Source organism: Kitasatospora purpeofusca, from assembly GCF_000718025.1.
Lineage (GTDB): Bacteria > Actinomycetota > Actinomycetes > Streptomycetales > Streptomycetaceae > Kitasatospora > Kitasatospora purpeofusca.
Genome location: NZ_JODS01000013.1, coordinates 113808 through 133640 on the forward strand (window position 1 = coordinate 113808; position 19833 = coordinate 133640).

Below are 19833 nucleotides of genomic sequence, written 5' to 3' on the forward strand. Positions count from 1 at the left end.
CCCCTTTCACGAGGTCCGGGAGGGTGCCGGGGATCGGGACCGCCCGGTGGCGGTCGCCGGGATGTCGGCCTCGTACTGGGCGAGGAGCCGCTGGACGACCTCGGGCCGGTCGGGGAAGTAGAGGGCGTTGCCGATCGGCCGCTCCAGCCGCGGGTCCCGGGCGACGGTCGGGTCGACCGGGCGGCGCAGCGTGAGCTGCATGATCTTCTTCTGTGCGGCGGGTGCGAGCAGCCAGGCGAGCACCCGGTCGTAGGCGGCGCGCTTCGCCGGGTCGAGCAGCAGCAGCGGGTAGTCGGACAGCACGATGCCGTCCTGCGGGTAGACGAGGTCCAGCGGTTCGCGCAGCCGCCCGTCCCCGCCGAGGGCGAGCAGGTCCGACTCGTAGGCGATCACCGCGTCGGTGTCGTCCTGGTGGGCGAGGTAGCTGTCGACCAGGGCGTGGCTGGACGGCGCGGAGAGGGTCCGGCCGGCCAGGAAGCCGCGGACCTGGTCCTGGGTGACGTCCTCGGGGCGCAGCGCCTCACCGGTTCCGGCACCGGCGGTCGCCACGGCGACCAGGGCGGCGAGGCCGCTGTGGGCGACGGTCGGGTCGGTCATGGCGTAGCGCAGCTGCCCGCGCTCGGCCGCGCCGGCGATGTCGGCCCAGGACGGCGGCCGTTCGCCGCGGCCGTGCCACAGGCGCTCCGCGGTGCTCCGCTTCACCCCGAGGACCAGGGGCGACATCATGGTGCGGGTCGAGGGCGGGGCACCGGTCCCGCCGGCCGCCTTGAGGTTGAGCCGCAGCCAGCGGTCGGAGGAGAGCCAGGCGAGGTCGTGCCGGTCGGTCCGGCCGGAGCCGAGGAGGTTGCTCGCGCTCACGGTGCCGCCGTAATCCATCCGCAGGGTGATCCCGGTGGCGCGGCGCAGTTCGTCCAGGACCGGCCGCAGGTCGGTCAGTTCGGCGCTGGCCAGCACGGTCAGGGTGGTGCGGGCGGGTGCGTCCGAACCGCAGGCGGCCAGCGGTCCCGCGGAGCAGAGGAGCAGGAGCAGGGCCAGCAGTGCCCGGGCGTGCAGCCGGGCGTGCGGCCGGGCGTGCGGCCGGTCGCGACCGGCGCGCTCCCGGCGGCGGTGGCGCCACCGGGCGGGCCGGTTCACGGTGTCGCTCCCGGGGCGGGAGTTTCGGGGCCGGTCGGGCAGTCGCCGACCTCGCGCACCATCCGGTTCAGGACCTCCTGGCTCGGCATGACGGTCCTGGTGTCGTCGGTCCGGGTGTCCGGTACCGGGATGCCGCGGTCGCCCAGGTACTTCTTGAACTCGCCGGAGTCCGTGTCGTCGCCGATGGTGCGGAAGCCGAGCGCCACGGCGCGCTCCCGCAGGCGCCGGTCGCGGATGAGCAGGTCACCGAGCCGGTCCGCCTCGGGGCGGAGCGAGATGAACTGCGGCCGGGTGATGAACTGGAAGGTCGGGTAGAGCAGGACGCGCGAGGTGTCGAGTTCCTTCCTGGTGTCGTGGAAGTGGGCCTGGTAGGCGAGGTACTGGTGCTCGTAGACGACCACCACGGGGGCGATGCCGCGTCCCTCGGGGCTGGAGTACGGGCCGAACACGTCCACGCCGGGCATGCCCTGCGCCGAGAGCAGGGGCTTGATCCGGGCGGCGAGTTCGTCGGCGCCCGCGTCCTCGGGGACCTGGCCCCCGTTCCTGGTGAAGGCGACCTGGGCCAGGAAGGTCTCGGCCGAGTTCGACTGGCAGATGTGGGAGGTCTGGGCGACCACCACGTTCCCGTTGGTGGTGCCGTGGCGCTGGATGTCGAGATCGTTCCACGTCCGGTGCTCCTCCCCCTTGGTCAGGAAGGCGGCGAGGTCGAGGCTGTAGTACAGCGGTTCGTCGCCGCGGTCGGGGCGGTACTGCGGGGTGGCGATCCCCTTGTTCTCCAGCGTCCGGGCGTAGTCCCGGTAGGTCGCGAGCACGAGCGGACTGACGAACGGGTTGTAGGTCTTGGAGTAGCCGTTGTCCCGTTTCAGGCGGGCGATGATGTCGTTGGCGGCCGGCCGGAGGGGAAGAGGAAGGAGAGCCGGAAGTAGTCGCCGTGGACCAGCTCCTGCGATCCGGCAACGGTGACGTGGACCCGGATGCGGTGGCGCAGCAGCAGCCGCTGGACCTCCGGGTCGTCGAAGAAGTCCCCCTTGGAGCCCGTGCGGCCCTCCAGGACGAGGATCCGGTCGAAGGGCAGCAGCAGGTTTCCGGACAGTGCCAGGGAGGTGGTGCAGCCGAGGAGGAGCGCCAGCAGCGTGGCGACGGTAGCGACGAACCGCGGGCGCCTGCGCACGATCGAGCGCTGCCTTCTGATCGCCAGTCTCGGTTCTTCAACTGTCATTCCCTCATGCATGACTGACACTGTGTCAGGGGCTGCGCCGGGCGGGCGGCCGAAGACCGGAGTTCACCGGATGGTTGCCCCGCGGTTCTGTCGGCCGCCGGCGCCGGGGCTCAGCCGATCCCCTCCACCGAGGTCTGGGCGGCGTGGGCGAGTTCCTTCCGCGCCGCCCAGCGGCGGGCCGGGTCGGCCGCCGGAGCCGGGACGGGCGGGCGGAAGCTCAGTTCGGCCACCAGGCCGCGCACGGCGACCACCCGGGCCAGCGAGGTGACCAGGTCGTCCTCGCCGACGAAGGCGGGGGTGCTGGTGGCGTGCCCGTCGGCCAGCCGGTAGCGGATCGAGACGGGCTGGACGGCGGCGCCGGAGCGGACGGCGGCCTCGAAGAAGGCCGGGCGGAACCGCCCGCTCTCCCGGCCGCACCAGGTGGACCCCTCCGGGAACACGATCACCGGGTGGCCGGCCCGCAGCCGGTCGGCCACCTCGCCGACGGCCGCCGGCAGGGCCCGCAGCCGGTCGCGGTCCAGGAACACGGCCCCGCCCCGGGCGACCAGTCGCCCCAGCACCGGCCAGTCCCGGATCTCGGTCTTGGCGACCGAACGGCCGGGCCGGACGGCGGCGATCAGCGGGATGTCCAGCCAGGAGACGTGGTTGGCCACCAGCAGCACCCCGCCCCGGGCGGCCGGGGCCGGACCGGGCACGATCCGCACCGCGACGCCCAGCGCGCCGAGCAGCCCGCGCGCCCAGAACCGGGTCAGCGCGCCGCGCGGGCCCTGCGGCAGCAGCCGCACCGGCGGGATCAGCGCCAGCCCCGCCACGAGCAGCACCAGGAAGCCCGCCAGCCGCAGCACCCGGCGGGGGAGGGCGACGGTCGGCGCCGGGTCGGTCAGACAGGCCTCCGGGGTGCAGGAGGCCGTCGGCAGCCAGACGCTCATGAGGCCGGCCCCTCGTCCACCGGTCCCGCCTCCGCCGCGCCCGCCGCCTCGGGGGCCGTGCCCGCGCCCGGGGCCGCCGCCGCGCCCACGCCGCCGACGCCGGACAGGAAGTGCCGCAGGTAGCGCGGGTCGGTGCGCTCCAGCGACAGCAGGACGTACAGGTCGGCGCAGTCGAAGTCCGGGTCGTGCGCCGGCGCGCCGCAGACCCAGGCGCCCAACCGGAGGTAGCCGCGGAGCAGGGCCGGCAGCGGTGCCCGGTCGGCCCGGGTCACGCCGGTGGCGTCCCAGGGGCGGTGCGGGGCGACCCGGTACTGCTCGGGGGCGAGGTGCTTGGCGGCGACGGTGTCCCAGACCCGGGCGGCGGTGGCGCCGCCGTCCTCCAGGGAGATCGAGCAGCAGCCGCCCACCCAGGTGTTGCCGGTGTCGGCGAGGTAGCGGGCGATGCCGCCCCACATGAGGTTGATGACGGCGCCGTTGCCCCGGTGCTCGGCGGCGATGCAGGAGCGGCCGAGCTCGACCAGCCCGGGCCGCAGCGGCGCGAGGTTGCCGAGGTCGAACTCGCCGTCCGAGTAGAGCCGGCCGGCCCGGCGGGCGGCCTCGGGGCGCAGCAGCCGGTAGGTGCCGACGACGGCGCCGTCCTCGCCCTCGCGGACGAGCAGGTGGTCGCAGAAGTCGTCGAACGGGTCGACGTCCAGCCCCGGGACGGTGCTCCGCAGGGTGGCGCCGAGCTCGTCGGCGAAGACCTGGTGGCGCAGCCGCTGGGCGGCGCGGACGTCGGCCTCGTCGCGGGCCAGCGAGACGGTGTAGACGGCGGAGGCGGAGCCGGACGCGGCGGCCGGGCGCGCGGCGGGCACCGGGGTGGCCCGGGTGGGGGTGACTGCGGTCGGAGTGTACGTGGGGACGGTGGTCATGGCAGACCCTCCAGGGCAGCACGGACGACGGCGGCCACGGCGTTCCGTGGCAGCGGCCCGGGTCGGACCCGTACAGTCGGATCCGCGAACCGGCACCCGTATGTCTCTCCAAGTCCGCTGGCATCCACGTTGCCGTTCGGCGGAGCGCAGATGTGCACCTGCTGAATGCGACCACCCGACGTGTGCGGGACACCTGTTGGGCACCGCGGCGCCGCCCTATCCTCCGCTGCATGGGGTGGAATCCGGGGGCGGGACTCTGGCGGACCTTTGCCAGCGACATGACAGACGTATTGGTGTGCCAGGCGGCGGCGACGGGCGGACTCACCGTCGTGTACGTACTGGCGCGGGCGGTGGGGCTGGCGCCCTCGCCGTGGTGGTGCCTGGTGGTGGCGATGGCCGTCGCCCTGCACCTGGTCGGCGAGCGCTGCTGGGAGGACGACCGGCGGCCGAGGGCGGCGCTGGTGGCGCTGGCCGTGGCACTGGCGGTCGCGATGGCGCCGTACCTGGTGCTGGGCGCGACCCTGGGGTGGGCCGAGGCGCAGGCGGCGGACACCTACGCCTCGGGCGCGATGGCGGGCGGGCTGCTGCTCGCCGGGTACGTGGCGCGCGCCGTGCACGCGCTGCGCAGCGGCGGGTACCCGCCGCGCCCCGCCGTCGTCCCCACCCCTGCGCCGGGCGCGGGCGGGGGTGGTTAGGAGGGCGGAGACTGTCCGGCGGGCGCGGCGGGCGCAGCGGAGCTCGAACGGTGGGGAGGGCGGGGCTCAGTACACCCGCCACCCCTGCGGGTCGACGCCGCCCGGGACGGCCCCGGCGGGCCCGTACGGCTCGCGGGTGAACACGAAGGAGCCGATGTCCAGATGGCTCACCGAGCCGTCGTCGGCCCGGACCACCCGCAGGGTCTCGCCCGCGTAGTAGTCGTCCAGGCCGGTCCAGGTGCCGTCCGCCTCGGCCCGGAAGCGCCCGGCCCGGCCGGCCCGGCCGAGCACCGACAGCTCCAGCCCCCGGTCCGCCGTGAGCCGCAGGCTGTGCGGCGCGGCGCCCCAGTACCAGGGGCCGGTCAGGGCCAGCAGCTGCTCGTCGAACTCGGCCAGCGGGCGCCAGGGCTCGGGGATCCGCGGCTCGTGCTGCGCGGTGAGCGCCAGCAGCTCGGCGGCGACGTGCGCGGTGCGCGGGCCACTGGTGGAGTTGGCGAAGACGATCGCGGCCAGGCCGTCCGTCTCGCTCACCCACAGCCCGGCGGTGAAGCCCGGCATCGAGCCGGAGTGCCCGTGCAGGATCCGGCCGTCGTGCTGGACCAGCTGGAGGCCGAGGCCGTACGTCTCGCTCCAGTCGCCGGGCTCGGGGGCGACGGCGGGGCGGCGCATCTCGGCCACGGTGTCGGCGGACAGCACCTGCTCGTGGCCGGAGGCCAGGAAGGCGGCCCACTTGGCGAGGTCGGCGACGGTGGACCAGAGCTGGCCCGCCGGGGCCATCAGGCCGGTGTCGGTGAGCGGCTCGGGCAGCAGCACATCGGCCCACGGGTGGACGGCGAAGCCGCCCGCGTGCGGGTGCTCGGGCAGCAGCCCGGTGCGGTCCATGCCGAGCGGCGCCAGGACCTCGCGGCGCAGCACCTCGCCCCAGGGCTCGCCGCGCAGGCGCTCGACCAGTGCGCCGAGCAGCGCGTAGGTGGGGTTGGAGTAGTGGTGGACCCGCCCGGCCGGGTGCCGCAGCGGCCGCTCGGCCTCCAGGATGTCGGCGAGGTCGGGGCGCAGCGCGCCGTCGGTCCGCTCCCACCAGGGGCCCGGGGTCTCGGAGGCGAGGCCGGCCGAGTGCGAGAGCAGCTGGGCGACGGTGGCGCCGTCGGCGGGCGTGCCCGGCAGGTGGCGCCCCAGCGGGTCGGCGAGGTCGAGCAGGCCCTCGTCCCGCAGTCGCAGCACGAGCACGGCGACGAAGGTCTTGGTGATCGAGCCGATCCGGTACTGGACGTCGGTGGTCGGCGCGTGGCCGTCGACCATGCTGCGGGCGCCGCTCCAGACCAGCCGCCCGTCCCGGAGCACACCGGCGACCATCGAGGGGGTGCGGCCCTCGGACTGGGCGACGGCCAGGCGGTGCAGCAGCGCGCGGCGGGTGGTGGGGAGCAGTTCGTCGGACAGGTCGGTCATCTGGTCCTCTGCGACGGTTTCGGGGGATTCAGGGGATTCGGCCCGCGGTGCCATGGCGCCGCCGCCTCAACCTAGTTCGATCACGTTCGGTCCTCCACCCATTTTCGCGCGGACCGTACGGGCGGCCGGGTGACCCGGCGGCGTGGCACCACGACCCGTCCGGGCCCGGCTCCTAGGGTCCGTCTGACCGCCGACCACCTTACGGAGCGTCATGCCCTCCCAGCCCGAGCCGACCCTGCCCGAGCCGCGCCGGCCCGAACCGCCCGCCGGCGTCAAGGCGCGCCGGGTGCTCCGCAACCCCCGGATCTGGGTGGTCCCCGGCGTCCTGGTCGGCCTGCTCAGCCTGCTGATGTCGCTGCTCTACCTCGGCGGCATCCTCGACCCCCGCGGCGACCTGCACGATCTGCCGATCGCGCTGGTGAACACCGACCGCGGTGCCACCGTCGCCGGACAGCAGCAGAACCTCGGCGAACAGGTCCTCACCGGGATCGCCACCGCCCCCGGCCAGGGCGACGCGGTGGCCTGGCGGCAGCTCGACGAGGCGACGGCGAAGGAGCAGCTGGCCTCCGGCAAGATCTACGGGGCGCTCCAGGTGCCGCCCGAGTTCACCGCCACCGTCGCCGCCCTCGGGGGCGCCAGCGAGCGGCCCGCGCGCCCCACCGTGCTCCAGTACACCAACCCGGGCGTCGGCAGTCTGGGCTCCTCGCTGGCCGCCCAGATCGGCCAGCAGGCCGTCCACCAGGCCTCGCTGGCCCTCGGCGCGAAACTCGCCGCGCTGCCGCAGGCCCGGGGCGCGGGCGACGCGGCCCGGCTGCTGATCGCCGATCCGATCGCCCTCAGCACCACCGTCGGCCACCCGATCGGCAACCGCAGCGGACTCGGGCTGTCCGCGTTCTACTACACCCTGCTGCTCGTGCTGGCGGGCTTCTTCGGCGCCAACATCATCGGCAACGGCGTCGACGTCGCGCTCGGCTACGCGGACAACGAGGTCGGCCCCTGGCGCGCCCGCCACCCGGTGGTGCCGATCAGCCGCACCAGTACCCTCGCCGTCAAGTGCGCGATGTCGGTGGGCCTGTCGCTGCTGACCTCCTCGCTGATCATGCTGGCGGCGGCGGTGATCCTCGACATGGACGCCGACCACCTGCCGCTGCTGTGGATCTTCTCGGTCTGCGCCAGCAGCGCGGTCGGCCTCGGCGTCCAGGCGATCAACGCGGCCTTCGGCGGCCTCGGCCTGCTGATCAGCATGTTCGTCTTCATCGTGCTGGGCCTGCCGTCCTCCGGCGCGACGATCCCGCTGGACGCCCTGCCGTCGTTCTACCGGTTCCTCTCGCTCTTCGAACCGATGCGCCAGCTCACCGACGGCGTGCGGGCGATCCTGTTCTTCGACGCGCAGGCGGACGCGGGCCTGACCCGGGCCTGGGTCTGGATCGCCATCGGCACCGTCGCGGCGCTGCTCTTCGGCTTCGCGATGACCCGCTACTACGACCGCAAGGGCCTGCACCGCACCGTCCCCGAGCTGGCCTGAACCCGGGGACGGTCGGGGCGGTCACCGTGACGGCGAGGGACCGCGTCGGCCTCAGCCGGCCGGCAGCGGCGGCAGCTCGGGCCGCCACAGCCAGGCGTCGAACAGGCCCTCCAGCGGCGTCCGCGCGTACCGGGCGGCGTGCGCGGTGAAGTCCGCCGTGGTGACCACCCCGTGGCGGTGGAACGCCGCCCAGTCCTTCAGCATCCGGAAGAACGCGGTGTCCCCGAGCGTCAGCCGCAGCGCGTGCACCACCAGACCGCCGCGCTGGTACAGCCGGTCGTCGAACATCAGCTTGCGGCCCGGGTCGGCCAGCCGGAGGTCCTGCGGCAGCCCGGCCAGCAGCCGGTGCGCGTACAGGGCCCGCGCGGCCGCCGTCGGCCCGCCCGAACGCTCCGACCAGAGCCACTCGGAGTACTTGGCCAGCCCCTCGTTCAGCCAGATGTGGCTCCAGTCCCCGATCGAGACGCTGTTGCCGAACCACTGGTGCGCCAGCTCGTGGGCGATCAGCCGCTCCCGGTCCCAGCCGCCGCCCAGGTGGTTGGTGCCGAAGGTCGCCACCCCCTGCGCCTCCACCGGCACGTCCAGCTCCTCGTCGGCGACCACCACCGTGTACTCGCCGAACGGATACGGGCCGAACACCTCGCCGAAGTAGGCCATCATCCTGGGCTGCCGCCCGAAGTCCGCCGCGAACGCCCCGGCCAGCCGCTCCGGCACGTAACCGGTCTGCGGCACCTCCGGGTGCTCGGCCAGCGGCACCGGCCGGTACGGGCCGATCGAGACCGTCACCAGGTACGTCGAGGTCGGCGCGGACTGCTCGTACACCCAGGTGGTGCTGGACGAGCGGGTGGTGCGGGTCAGCAGCCGGCCGCCCACCACCACGGTGTACGGGGACGGCGTGGTGACCGCTATCTGGTACGTGGCCTTGTCCGCCGGCCGGTCGTTGCACGGGAACCAGGACGGCGCCCCGACCGGCTGGCTCGCCACCAGCGCGCCGTCGGTCAGCTCCTCCCAGCCCAGGCCGCCCCAGGGGCTGCGGACCGGCCGGGGATTGCCGGTGTAGTGCACCTCCACGGTGAAGGCCGCGCCCGCCGACAGGGCCTTCGCCGGGCGCACCCGCAGCTTGCCCGCCCGGTGCGTGTACCGGGCCGGCTTCCCGTCCACCAGCACCCGGCCGATCCGGAAGTCCGCCAGGTCCAGCGCGAACTCGCTCAGCGCGGTGGAAGCGACGGCGCTCAGCCGGGCCGTACCGCCCAGCCGGTTGGGGCCGGGCCGGTAGTCCAGCGCCAGCTCGTACCGGTGGACCCGGTAGCGGGGATCGCCGCTGCCCGGGAAGTACGGGTCCGGCAGGGCGACGGGCTGCGGGGGCTGCGAGGGCTGCGGGGACTGCGCCGGGCGGTGGTTCACCGGGTCGTACGCTCCTGGAACACGGGGTGGACGGAACAGGGGGTGGACGGGGACGGGGGACGGACAGGGACGGGGGACGGACAGGGACGGGGACTGCGGCGGGCGCCGACCGGACGCCCGAGGGGCCGGACGGGGCGAACCCCGGCCGGCCCCCCGGGACGGCGGTCAGGACGTGGCCTGCCACACCTCGATCGGGTTGCCGAGCCACCTGGAGTCGGCGGGCACCGACTCGGCACGCATCACCAGCGAGGCCGGACCCAGCGTGCTGCGCGCGCCCACCGTACTGCCGGGCAGCACGATGCCGCCGGGCCCCAGGGTGGCGCCCTCGCGCAGGACGACAGTATCCATCCGCATGATCCGGTCGTGGAAGAGGTGGGTCTGCACCACGCAGCCCCGGTTGATCGACACCCCGTCGCCGAGGGTGACCAGGTCCGCCTCCGGCAGCCAGTAGCTCTCGCACCACACGCCGCGCCCGACCTTCGCGCCGAGCGCCCGCAGCCACAGGTTCAGCACCGGGGTGCCCGGCACCGCGCCCACCAGCCACGGCACCGCCAGCACCTCGACGAAGGTGTCCGCCAGCTCGTTGCGCCACACGAAACCGCTCCACAGCGGGTGCTCCACCGCCCGGAACCGGCCGACCAGCAGCCACTTCGCCGCCACCGCGACCGCGCACGCCACCGTGCCCGAGGCCAGCAGCACCGGACCGGACAGCAGCGCCGCCGCCAGCGGCGACCACGCCACGGACAGCCAGGACAGGGCTGCCAGCGTCAGCAGGCCCAGCGCGCCCGAGGCCAGCACCGGCACCAGCCGGCACACCTCGACCAGCCCGCGCGCCCACAGCAGCCGCACCGGCGGCTCGTAGGTCAGGCTCTGGTCCGCCCGGTCGGCCGAGCGGGGCAGCCGCACCGGCGGCATACCCAGGTACGAGCTGCCCTTCTTCGCCTTCGCCGGCGTCGCCGACAGCACGCCGACCAGACCGCGCTTGGGCACCGAGCGGCCCGGCGCGGTCATCCCCGAGTTGCCGAGGAACGCCCGCTCGCCGACCTTCGCCTCACCGAGCCGCACCCAGCCGCCGCCCAGCTCGTACGGCGCCATCAGGGTGTCGTCGGCCAGGAACGCGCCGTCGCCGACCGTGGTCAGGCTCGGCAGCGCCAGCACCGTCGACACCTCCGCGTGCCGCCCGACCCGCATGCCCAGCGCCCGCAGCCACAGCGGCGTGACCAGACCCGCGTACAGCGGGAACAGCACCTCCCGGGCCTGGTCCATCAGCTGGGTGACCGTCCAGGCCTGCCAGCCGACCCGGCCGTACAGCGGATGCACACCGGGCTCCAGGCCGATCGACAGCAGCCGCACCGCCGCGACCAGCTGCGCCGCGTACACCACGCCGAACGCCAGCACGGCCGGCAGCAGGCCCAGCAGGGCGCCGCCGAGCGCGCCGCCCAGACCGTCCGCCGGGTCGACGAACGGGACCAGCACCGCCAGGCCGGCCAGCGCCGGGAGCAGCGGCAGCAGGCTCAGCGCGGTACCGCTCAGACCGAACAGCGCCGACCAGCGGGCCCGGCGCACCGGGCGCTCCTTCGGCCAGGTCCGCTCGGCCCGGCCCAGCTTGACGGCGGGCGCGCCGCCCCAGCGCTGGCCGGTCGGGACATGACCGGTGACGCTGGAGCCGGCCACGACCTGCGACCGCTTGCCGATCCGGGCGCCCGGCAGCAGGGTCGAACGGGTGCCGACCACGGCCCCCGAACCCACCTTGAGCGGGCCGACCACCAGCCGGTCGCCGTCCACCCAGTAGCCGTTGAGGTCCACCTCGGCCTCCACCGCGCAGCCCCGGCCCAGCTTGAGCATGCCGGTGACCGGCGGCAGCGCGTGCAGGTCGACCTCCTCGCCGACCTTGGCACCGAGCGCCCGCGCGTAGCGGACCAGCCAGGCACCGGACAGCGAGGTCGCGCCGCTCACCTCGGCCAGCCGCTCGGCGGCCCACAGCCGCAGGTGGACGCCGCCGCCGCGGGGGTAGGTGCCGGGCCGCAGACCGCGCAGCAGCAGCCGCGCGCCGCCGGCCCCGATCGCCAGCCGGCCCGCCGGGGTGAAGAGCACCGCCGCGAGCGGCGCGACCGCCCACCACGAGGCGGTCGGCGCCCAGCCGAAGCCGTCCAGGTGCGAGAGCAGATTGCCGAGCGCCAGCAGCGCCGCCGTCCAGCGCAGGCCGACCACGGTGAACAGCGGGAGCAGCAGGAGCACCTGGAGCAGCTTGGCGCGGGTCGGCACCGGGTCGACGGTCCGGGCTTCGCCGGTGCCGACCGAGCTGCGCTCCAGGTGCCGGGCGAGCTTGCGCAGCGTCGGGTTCTGGTAGATGTCCAGGACCGCCGCGTTCGGGTAGCGGACGCGCAGCAGGGTGGTCAGCCGGGCGGCCGCCAGGCTGCCGCCGCCGATCGCGAAGAAGTCCTCCCGGGAGCCGCTCACCGGCACCCCGAGGATCTCCGTCCACTGCTCGGCCAGCCAGGCCTCGGTGCCGTACAGCTGCTCGGTCGGCCCGGTGGACTCCAGGTCGGGCAGCGGCCAGGGCAGCGCGTTGCGGTCCACCTTGCCGGAGGTGCGGGTCGGCAGGGTGTCGACCGGGGCCAGCAGCGGGACGAGCGCGGCCGGCAGCTCGGCGCGCAGCCGCTGCACCGCCTGCTCCCGGTCCCAGCCCTCGCCGGTCACCAGGTAGCCGACCAGCAGCTGGTTGCCGCCGCGCGCGGTGCGCACGGCCGCGGCCGCGCCGGCCACGCCGGGCAGCGCCTGGAGCGCCGCGTCCACCTCGCCGAGCTCGATCCGGCGGCCGCCGAGCTTGATCTGCTCGTCGGCGCGGCCCAGGAACAGCAGGCCCTCCGGGTCGGCCTGGACCAGGTCGCCGCTGCGGTAGGCGCGCTCCCAGCCCATCGAGGGCAGCGGCGCGTACTTCTCGGCGTCCTTCTCCGGGTCCAGGTAGCGGGCAAGGCCGACGCCGCCGATCACCAGCTGGCCGGTCCCGCCGGGCGCGACCGGCTCGCCGGCCTCGTCGACCACGACGAGGTCCCAGCCGTCCAGCGGCAGGCCGATCCGCACCGGGCCCTCGCCCGTCAGCAGCGCCCCGCAGGCGACCACGGTGGCCTCGGTGGGGCCGTAGGTGTTCCACACCTCGCGGCCCTCGGTGACCACGCGCTGCACCAGCTCGGGCGGGCAGGCCTCGCCGCCGAAGATCAGCAGCCGGACCTCGTTCAGCGCCTCGGCCGGCCAGAGCGCGGCCAGCGTCGGCACGGTGGAGACCACGGTGATCTCCTGCTCGGCCAGCCAGGGGCCGAGGTCGGCGCCGCTGCGCACCTGGGAGCGGGGGACGGGCACCAGGCAGGCGCCGTGCCGCCAGGCCAGCCACATCTCCTCGCAGGAGGCGTCGAAGGCGACCGACAGTCCGGCCATCACCCGGTCGCCGGGGCCGATCGGCTCGTCCTGGAGGAAGAGCGCGGCCTCGGCGTCGACGAAGGCGGCGGCGTTGCGGTGGGTGACGGCGACGCCCTTGGGGCGGCCGGTCGAGCCCGAGGTGAAGATGATCCAGGCATCGTCGGCGGGGGTGGGGCGGTGCCCGTCGGGCGTCCGGTCGGCGAGCGGCTCGCGGGCCCCGAGCGGCTCGCCGGCCCCGCCGGTGAGGGTGAGCGCGCGCTCGGCGCCGAGCACGGCCGCGACGGCGGCCTCCTCGAAGACCAGCTGGGCGCGCTCGTCCGGGTCCTCGAAGTCCACCGGGACGTAGGCGGCGCCGGCGGCGAGCACAGCGAGCACGGAGACGTAGAGGTCGTTGGTGCCGGAGGGGACCCGGACGCCGACCCGGTCGCCGCGGCCGATGCCGGCGGCGGCGAGGCGGCGGCGGAGCTGCTCGACCTCGGCGGCCAGGGCCCGGTAGCCGAGCACGGTGCGGCCGTCGTCGAGGGCGGGCTCGGCGGGGTACTGCCGGGCGGTCGCGTCGAGGATGTCGATCAGGGTGCGCGGGGCGGGGGCCGGCCGGCCGGGGTAGTGGGCCTGCTTCTCGGCGGCGGTGTCCCGGTCGGTGGTACCGCCGTCGGCGGGCGCCTCGGCGCCCGGGTCCCGGCTGGGTTCGGCTGTCATCAGTGGCGTGTGCTCCTAGGTCTCGCCCCGTCCCGATGGATCTTCCGGCCCTTGGGGGCGGTGGGAGCACTCGCCTGATCCGGGTGATCCCACTCCGGGGCCGGAGCGGACAACCCAACCGATGGTAGCCCGGTCCGGTGAACCGCACACCGGCCGACACTCCGCCCAACTGGCCCTTGAGTGGCCGAATCTGACGGCGCGTCAGGTCACAACTGAGGCTCCTTCGATCGGATGTGACGGTGCGTCAGTCGTTTTGACGGTCCGTCAGGTCGAATTTCCGACCGTGACCCATGCCACATCCGGGGCCGCTCCTCGGGGGTGCGGAGCCGCTCCGCAGGGGTGGCGGGGCCGCTCCCGGCGGGTGACGGGGGCGTTCCCCGGGGGGTGACGGGCCCGCCGCCGGGGGTGGCGGCGGGCCCGTCGGAGCCGGGTCCGGGAGGTGGCGGACCCGTGCGGACGGGTCAGCTGAACCGGTCGAGGTGCTCCCCGAGGAATGCTTCCAGGGTACGGGGGGCGCGTCCGATCAGCCGGGTGGCGGCATCGTCGGGGCTCTCCGGACGCAGCACGGCGAGCCGCTGGATCTCGACCACGTGGGCGGCCAGCCAGTCCGGCATCCCGGCCCGGGCGACCAGGTGGGCGTGCAGTTCGGCGGGCGACAGGTTCACGGAGCGCACCGGCCGGCCACGCAGCGTGCCCAGCAGCTCGGCGAGCTCCGGGTGGCTGTACGCCCGGCCGCCGGTCAGCGGGATGTCGCCGCCGGCCGTGTCGGGACGGGTGAGCACCGCGGCGGCGACGTCGCCGATGTCCCGGCAGTCGATGTAGTTGCAGCGGGCGCCGTCCAGCGCGCCGAATATCATCCCGGCGGCGGAGACCCCGGGCGCGATCAGCAGCAGCTTCTGCATGAACGCGTACGGGCGGAGCACGGTGGTGGTGATGTCGTGGGCCCGCAGCCGCTGCTCGATCAGGTGGTGGCCGCGGGACACGGCGACCGGGGAGTCGGGCTCGGCGGCCGGCGCGGAGACCTTGACGACGTGCTCCACGCCCGAGGACACGGCCAGGTCGACGGTGCGCAGCTCGTGCTCGACCTGCTGCGGACTGTTCTCCATGGTCAGGAAGAGCTGCGTCGTCCCCTTGAGGGCGGCGCGCATCGAGGCGGGGTCGCCGGCGTCGGCGGCCGTCACCTCGACCAGGCCGCGGGTGTGCGGGTCGAGTCCGGCCAGCAGTCGGTCGGGGTTCCGGCTCAGGGCGCGGACCGGGACGTCCAGGGCGGCGAGGCTGCGCAGGGTGGCGCCGCCGGTGGCGCCGGACGCGCCCATGATGGTGATCATGCGGGTGTTGCTCCTTCGGTGTGCGGTGTGCGGTGTGCGGTGGTCGGTAGGGGTGCTGGTGCTGGGTGCGGGTCAGCGGGCGCGGCGGCGCCGGGGGAGGGAGGCCCGCCAGCGCCAGGTGGTCATGGTCGCCGCGATCGCGGCCGACAGCGGGAGGTCGATCCGCAGCCGGTCCGGCCACGGGCTGTCGGCCAGCGCCGGTATCCGGGGCAGCAGCTCGGCGGCCGCCAGGCCGACGCCGAGGGCGAGCGCGGCGCAGCCGAGGCCGAAGGCGAGGGCGAGCAGCGGGACCGGCCCGCGGGCGGCCCAGGAGTCGGCGGACCGGCGCCGGTGCCGGAGGCCGACCAGGGTGGCGACCAGGGCCGAGGTGCCGGCGATGCTGGTGAGGGCCGCGATCCTGAGCTCCGACTGGCCGGTGGCGATGCCGCCGGCGGAGGCCATGACGGCGGGCGCGGCGTAGGCGATCAGGACCTCGCGCCAGAGCACGAAGCGGGGCGGGGCGGCGGGAGTGGAGTCGGGAGTGGTCTCGGGGGTGATGTCGGGGCGCTGCTGGGTTCTGCCGGGCATGGGGTCGTCCAAGTGATTAGGAGGCTAATTATAGGTGTTCGGTGGGCCAACAATGAGGTGGTGGAAGGGCTCGTGGTGGGCCCGCCGCTCCTCTGCCGGTCGTCCGTCAGTCGTCAGTCGTCAGTCGTCAGTCGTCGGTCAGGGCGGACATGCCCGCGACCAGCCTGCCCAGCAGGTCGAGGAAGACCGTCCGCTCCTCGACGGACAGGCCGGCCACCATCGCCTGCATCCGGTCGAAGTGCTCGGGTGCCATGTCGCGCAGCCGTTGGGCACCCCGCGCGGTCAGTATCACCACATTGCCCCGCCCGTCCTCGGCGGACGGGCGCCGTGTGACCAGGCCGTCCCGCTCCAGCCCGTCGACCAGGCCGGTCACGGTCGCGCGGGAGACCCCGAGCGCCGCCGCCAGCTGCGACGGCGATTTCTCGCCGCCGTGGTCCTCCAGCTCGGCCAGCAGCCGGTAGCGCCCGGTGGACAGGCCGAAGCGGGCGAAGTGGGCCTCGCCCGCCTGGCCGAGCCGGGCGCCGGCGGCCATCAGTCGCGCCGCGACCAGGACCGCCTGCGGATCGGCGGTCAGGCCGTACCGGGAGAGCTGTCGGCGGGCCTGGTCGAGCGAGGGTGCGCCGTTGCCGGCCGGGTGCTGCTGAGCCATGAAAGTAATATGGCGCCTAACCTGATCTCCCGTCAAGCGCCTCTTCGGGTGACAGGAAACCCGCGTCCCGCTCCAGGTGGCCGGGGGAGCCGGGTGTCGCCCCGGGGGGTGGGAGGGGCAGGCGTCGCTGGGCAATTGCCCGCCCGTGGCCAGAATTCGTCTACATACGGTCACATTTATTTGTGAACAATGGATTCCACCTTCATTCCTTGCTAGCGTTCGCCCGCCCACCTGTCGGAGTCGGGAAAGACGGTCCTCAGGAATGCGAAACGAATTCTCCCGCCGCGGCTTCCTCGGCAGCACCGGAATGGTCGCCGCCGGAGCCTCCGCCGCCTCGCTCGGCCTGGCCGTCGGCGCCGCCGGCCAGGCCTCGGCCCAACCCGTCGAGCAGCCCGAGGGCTGGACGGTCTTCCCCCCGGACTCCCGCTACGAGACGCTCAGCCAGGGCTTCAACCAGCGCTGGCGCAGCCGCCCGGCGTACATCCGGCTGGTCGGCAACGAGGCCGACGCGGTGGCGGAGCTGCGCTCGGCGCTCGACCGCGGACTGCGGCCGACGGTGCGCGGGGGCGGCCACTGCTACGAGGGCTTCGTCGACAACGACAAGGGCGTCATCCTCGATCTCAGCACCCTGCGCGGGGTCGGGGCGGGTACCGACAAGTACGGTGGCGCCACCTACTCCGTCGAGGGCGGCGCCACCAACTGGGACGTGTACACCACCCTCTTCCGCGAGTACGGGGTGACCATTCCGGCCGGGTCCTGCTATTCGGTCGGTGCCGGCGGCCACATCTGCGGCGGCGGGTACGGGCTGCTCTCCCGCCGGCACGGGCTGACCGTCGACCACCTGGTCCAGGTCGACGTGGCGACGGTCCGGGGCGGCGTGGTCGAGGTGACCCGGGCGCACCGCGGCGATCCCCCCGGCTCGCCCGAGCACGAGCTGTTCTGGGCCCACACCGGGGGCGGCGGCGGGAACTTCGGCGTGGTGCTGCGCTACCACTTCGCCCACGCGCTGCCGGCGCCGCCGCCCCGGGTCTGGCTCAGCAGCGTCGCCTGGAAATGGGCGGACCTGCTCAAGCACCCGGAGGACTTCCGCACCCTGCTGGACAACTTCGGCGCGTTCTTCGCCGAGCACAGCGGCCCCGCGGAGAAGGTGTACCGCGGACTGTTCTCCATCCTCCACCTCACCCACCACTCGAACGGGAACGTCGTCCTGTTCAGCCAGTGGGACGAGGAGGACCCGGCACCGCTGGACGCCTTCCTCGCCCGGGTGGAGCGCGGGATGCGCGCCAAGTCGACGGCGCAGACCAACGGCGTCGGCGGACTCTACCTGCCCTACCCGGACAAGCGCCGCCAACTGCCGTGGTTCCAGGCGACCATGACGCTCAACGGATCCGGCCCCAACCAGCGCGGCAAGTACAAGTCGGCCTACCACCGCAGGGCGTTCACCCCCACTCAGATCGACGCCTGGTGGACCTGGCTCACCAAGGACGTCGACGGCCTCGACCTGACCCAGACGCTGGTCCAGATCGACTCCTACGGCTGCCAGGTGAACACCCGGGGCGCCGCCGAGACCGCCGTCCCGCAGCGGGACTCGATCATGAAGCTCCAGTACCAGACCTACTGGACCGACCGGGCTGAAGACGCCGCCCACCTGGCCTACCTGAGCGGCCTCTACCGCGACACCTACCGGGCGACCGGAGGAATCCCGGAGATCGACACCGACACCGACGGCGCCTACGTCAACTACCCGGACGTCGACCTGGGCACCACCGCCGACAAGCAGCCGCCCTACCAGCGCCTCTACTACAAGGCCAACTACCGCCGCCTGCAGAAGGCCAAGGACATCTGGGACCACAAGAACGTCTTCCACCACGCCCAGTCGATCACCTTGCCGTCCTGACCGCACACGCAGAGCGATGTCGACCATCCGGTAAGCAGACGATATCGGGATGAAAGGGTGTGAGTAAAGAGCTCAAAGTGACGACTTGCTGATCGCAGTGGGCCTGCCGGGCACGCTTGCAGAGGTCGGAACGAGCTCGACTGGCCAGGGTCGGTCTTCCTAGGTGTAGGCAGGTTTGTGAGGGTGTACTCGGACTGATGCTGACTTTTGCTGACCACGACTGATGGTCAGTCAGGTGAGATTCGCCGTGCGAGGGCGCGCCGACCTCTGTCGCCGTCGGCCGTACGGGTCTGACTGCACCAGGGCCCTGGAGGTGCTCGAGACCAGGGCCACCGTCGCTACCCAGCTGTTCAACGCTATGCCTGGCATCGACCAGCGCGCCTCGGTCCGACCGTGGCCCTGCTCGAGGACGAACAGGTGGCCGTCGAACTGGTCGAAGACGGCCTCCACCTCCACCCCCCCTGTGCTCGACCTGGCTCCATCGGCCCGGCCCGCCTCCTCGGCCTCGCCGACCGGATCGGCGTTACGGAGTCGGCAAGCTCGCCGGCCTCGTTGTTGTCGTCTCCACCACTGACGACCTGGTCGCCCCTGCAGCGAGTCAGTCACCGGCACCGACTGCTTTGGCATGGTCATCGACGAACGCCAGTCTTCTCGGCGGTCCACCCAGGGCGGGCCGAGCGGGCTGGGCCGCTCGGTGACGGTCTCGCGGGGCGCGTGCTCCGGTGGCCGGGTCAGTGGTAGCGGCGTACTGGAATGCGGCTCTCCTGTTCTTCCGCCGGCCGGGGTGTGATGCGGTGCCAATACGATGTTCGCGACGGCCGCTGGGGCCGCCGCGAAACCGTTACGACAGTTGCCGCGGCGGCTGCGGGACGCTCAGTGTCACCAGTGCGGCGACCCGCTTCCGGAGCCCGTCCAGCTCCTTCTGGCTGCGCACCGGAACCTTCACATGCCAACGCTGCTCGACGCCGTCGACCCGCCCGCCGCAGCCGATCGTCGCCATGCCGATCACCTTGTCGTTCTTGTGGAGAAGTGTGACCAGCGAAAGCCCGTAGGTGACGAGTGCCGACCACACAGCAACCTTCGTCACCCAGTCCGGTCGTTCGGACACCGTCGCCGTCTCCGAGTGGATCGTCCAGAACGACCCCGTCAGCGGAAGGTACTGGCTGCTCTCGTCGACCGAAACGGACACCCAGTACTCCTCGGTGCGCGACAGCGGTGACCCGCTCGTGTACTTCGTCACCACCACCAGCACGGGCGTGTTCGGTTCATGAGGGGCGGTGCCCGCGAAGACGTCGAAGGTCTTCTGCCGGGGCTTCGCCGACGGCCCGGCGTCCGCCGCCGACCGGGTGCGGGCGGCGGACGCTGGCGTGAACTCCGGTGCCTCCTCCACCCCGGCCGACCGCAGGGCGGGCCGGAGCGCAGGGATGGCCCGAGCCAGCTGCGCCATGAGATGCGGGCTGATCGAGGACACGATGTCCCGCAGTGCCTGGTCCTGGATCGTGCTTCCGGCGGCGGTGATGATCCGGGTGAGATTGGGGACTCGCTTGGGTTTGTGTCCGCCTTGTTTCTGGACTGATGACGATGCGTCAGAGTCGTCTGTCTCGGTCATGGCCGCATGATAGAGGCATGCCCGAGTCGGCAGTCGGTTTATCAACTCGACTGTCCAGTCGATGAGTTCGGATTCATCGACGAGAATCGGGGGCTTGTGGCCTTGACCTTCGTGTGATCGCGGATCCGGCCCACTGCGCGGGCTGTTGGCCTGCACGTCCGTCCGCCTTGGCGGTGAGTCGGCTGTCGAGACGCGGGTGGGCTGCTGTTGACGCTGGTCGTGGTGTCGCCGCAGGCGCGTTTGGCGGTGCGGCCACGGTGTTCATGAATCCCGTCGTTGAACGTATGTGCGATTTGGTCAATCAGCACGTTTGCGGGCCAGGTGGCCGGGTGTGCCGAAGCACGACAGGCGTCACCAAGGCAGGCTTGTTGTCACCAAGCCCAACGGGGGATCGATCGGGGCGT

Annotated in this window: 15 protein-coding genes; 3 read left to right on the top strand and 12 right to left on the bottom strand. The window is 73.6% G+C overall.

Annotation, left to right across the window (positions count from 1 at the left end; genetic code table 11):
* Positions 1 to 6: 6 nt before the first annotated feature.
* The 5 genes from IF01_RS0119935 to IF01_RS0119950 form a co-directional block, all read right to left on the bottom strand.
* Positions 7 to 1134 carry a substrate-binding domain-containing protein gene (locus tag IF01_RS0119935; RefSeq protein ID WP_051755725.1) on the bottom strand — a complete coding sequence of 376 codons (1128 nt, stop codon included), beginning with the start codon at positions 1132 to 1134 and terminating at the stop codon, positions 7 to 9.
* On the bottom strand, positions 1131 to 1946 hold the full coding sequence (locus IF01_RS42025) for a hypothetical protein (RefSeq protein ID WP_051755727.1): 816 nt from the start codon (positions 1944 to 1946) through the stop codon (positions 1131 to 1133). The genes IF01_RS0119935 and IF01_RS42025 overlap by 4 nt, the downstream gene beginning before the upstream one ends.
* A 50-nt stretch (positions 1947 to 1996) precedes the next feature.
* Entirely contained in the window at positions 1997 to 2305 is a 309-nt protein-coding gene (locus IF01_RS45695; RefSeq protein WP_051755729.1) for a hypothetical protein, read from the bottom strand.
* A 158-nt stretch (positions 2306 to 2463) separates the two neighbouring features.
* Complete coding sequence (locus IF01_RS0119945; protein ID WP_030394816.1) at positions 2464 to 3282, bottom strand: lysophospholipid acyltransferase family protein; 819 nt, start codon at positions 3280 to 3282, stop codon at positions 2464 to 2466.
* Entirely contained in the window at positions 3279 to 4193 is a 915-nt protein-coding gene (locus IF01_RS0119950; RefSeq protein WP_078880122.1) for a GNAT family N-acetyltransferase, read from the bottom strand. Before IF01_RS0119950 ends, IF01_RS0119945 begins: the two co-directional genes overlap by 4 nt.
* 278 nt (positions 4194 to 4471) lie before the next feature.
* On the opposite strand from IF01_RS0119950, the gene IF01_RS0119955 reads away from it, so the two are divergent.
* Positions 4472 to 4888, top strand: coding sequence for a hypothetical protein (locus tag IF01_RS0119955; protein ID WP_149030558.1), 417 nt, complete (start codon positions 4472 to 4474; stop codon positions 4886 to 4888).
* A gap of 66 nt (positions 4889 to 4954) precedes the next feature.
* On the opposite strand, the gene IF01_RS0119960 is transcribed toward IF01_RS0119955, so the two are convergent.
* Positions 4955 to 6334, bottom strand: coding sequence for a serine hydrolase domain-containing protein (locus tag IF01_RS0119960; protein ID WP_030394819.1), 1380 nt, complete (start codon positions 6332 to 6334; stop codon positions 4955 to 4957).
* A 211-nt stretch (positions 6335 to 6545) separates the two neighbouring features.
* Between IF01_RS0119960 and IF01_RS0119965 the strand changes: the two genes are divergently transcribed.
* Complete coding sequence (locus IF01_RS0119965; RefSeq protein WP_030394820.1) at positions 6546 to 7859, top strand: YhgE/Pip domain-containing protein; 1314 nt, start codon at positions 6546 to 6548, stop codon at positions 7857 to 7859.
* Between the two features lie 51 nt (positions 7860 to 7910).
* Here IF01_RS0119965 and IF01_RS0119970 read toward each other — a convergent pair whose 3' ends face one another.
* The 5 genes from IF01_RS0119970 to IF01_RS0119990 form a co-directional block, all read right to left on the bottom strand.
* Complete coding sequence (locus IF01_RS0119970) at positions 7911 to 9263, bottom strand: M1 family metallopeptidase (protein ID WP_078880123.1); 1353 nt, start codon at positions 9261 to 9263, stop codon at positions 7911 to 7913.
* Positions 9264 to 9428: 165 nt separating this feature from the next.
* Positions 9429 to 13379, bottom strand: a complete 3951-nt coding sequence (locus tag IF01_RS0119975) for a Pls/PosA family non-ribosomal peptide synthetase (protein ID WP_030394822.1) — start codon at positions 13377 to 13379, stop codon at positions 9429 to 9431.
* A 461-nt stretch (positions 13380 to 13840) separates the two neighbouring features.
* Positions 13841 to 14707, bottom strand: coding sequence for an NmrA family NAD(P)-binding protein (locus tag IF01_RS0119980; protein WP_030394823.1), 867 nt, complete (start codon positions 14705 to 14707; stop codon positions 13841 to 13843).
* Between the two features lie 72 nt (positions 14708 to 14779).
* A complete protein-coding gene (locus IF01_RS0119985; protein ID WP_244215563.1) occupies positions 14780 to 15274 on the bottom strand; it encodes a hypothetical protein in 495 nt (164 codons plus the stop codon).
* Positions 15275 to 15401: 127 nt separating this feature from the next.
* Positions 15402 to 15923, bottom strand: a complete 522-nt coding sequence (locus tag IF01_RS0119990; RefSeq protein WP_030394825.1) for a MarR family winged helix-turn-helix transcriptional regulator — start codon at positions 15921 to 15923, stop codon at positions 15402 to 15404.
* A gap of 262 nt (positions 15924 to 16185) precedes the next feature.
* Between IF01_RS0119990 and IF01_RS0119995 the strand changes: the two genes are divergently transcribed.
* Positions 16186 to 17820, top strand: coding sequence for an FAD-binding oxidoreductase (locus IF01_RS0119995; RefSeq protein WP_030394826.1), 1635 nt, complete (start codon positions 16186 to 16188; stop codon positions 17818 to 17820).
* A gap of 841 nt (positions 17821 to 18661) precedes the next feature.
* Here the strand turns inward: IF01_RS0119995 and IF01_RS0120005 are convergent.
* The gene (locus tag IF01_RS0120005) at positions 18662 to 19429 is read right to left on the bottom strand and encodes a hypothetical protein (protein WP_157855293.1); all 768 of its coding nucleotides are present in this window, start codon (positions 19427 to 19429) and stop codon (positions 18662 to 18664) included.
* Between the last annotated feature and the right edge of the window lie 404 nt (positions 19430 to 19833).

Bases quoted from the DNA above. Each gene is read 5' to 3' on its own strand.
- IF01_RS0119945 (WP_030394816.1), bottom strand. From the start codon at position 3,282: ATGAGCGTCTGGCTGCCGACGGCCTCCTGCACCCCGGAGGCCTGTCTG.
- IF01_RS0119950 (WP_078880122.1), bottom strand. From the start codon at position 4,193: ATGACCACCGTCCCCACGTACACTCCGACCGCAGTCACCCCCACCCGG.
- IF01_RS0119955 (WP_149030558.1), top strand. From the start codon at position 4,472: ATGACAGACGTATTGGTGTGCCAGGCGGCGGCGACGGGCGGACTCACC.
- IF01_RS0119960 (WP_030394819.1), bottom strand. From the start codon at position 6,334: ATGACCGACCTGTCCGACGAACTGCTCCCCACCACCCGCCGCGCGCTG.
- IF01_RS0119965 (WP_030394820.1), top strand. From the start codon at position 6,546: ATGCCCTCCCAGCCCGAGCCGACCCTGCCCGAGCCGCGCCGGCCCGAA.
- IF01_RS0119975 (WP_030394822.1), bottom strand. From the start codon at position 13,379: ATGACAGCCGAACCCAGCCGGGACCCGGGCGCCGAGGCGCCCGCCGAC.
- IF01_RS0119980 (WP_030394823.1), bottom strand. From the start codon at position 14,707: ATGATCACCATCATGGGCGCGTCCGGCGCCACCGGCGGCGCCACCCTG.
- IF01_RS0119985 (WP_244215563.1), bottom strand. From the start codon at position 15,274: ATGCCCGGCAGAACCCAGCAGCGCCCCGACATCACCCCCGAGACCACT.
- IF01_RS0119990 (WP_030394825.1), bottom strand. From the start codon at position 15,923: ATGGCTCAGCAGCACCCGGCCGGCAACGGCGCACCCTCGCTCGACCAG.
- IF01_RS0119995 (WP_030394826.1), top strand. From the start codon at position 16,186: ATGCGAAACGAATTCTCCCGCCGCGGCTTCCTCGGCAGCACCGGAATG.
- IF01_RS0120005 (WP_157855293.1), bottom strand. From the start codon at position 19,429: ATGACCGAGACAGACGACTCTGACGCATCGTCATCAGTCCAGAAACAA.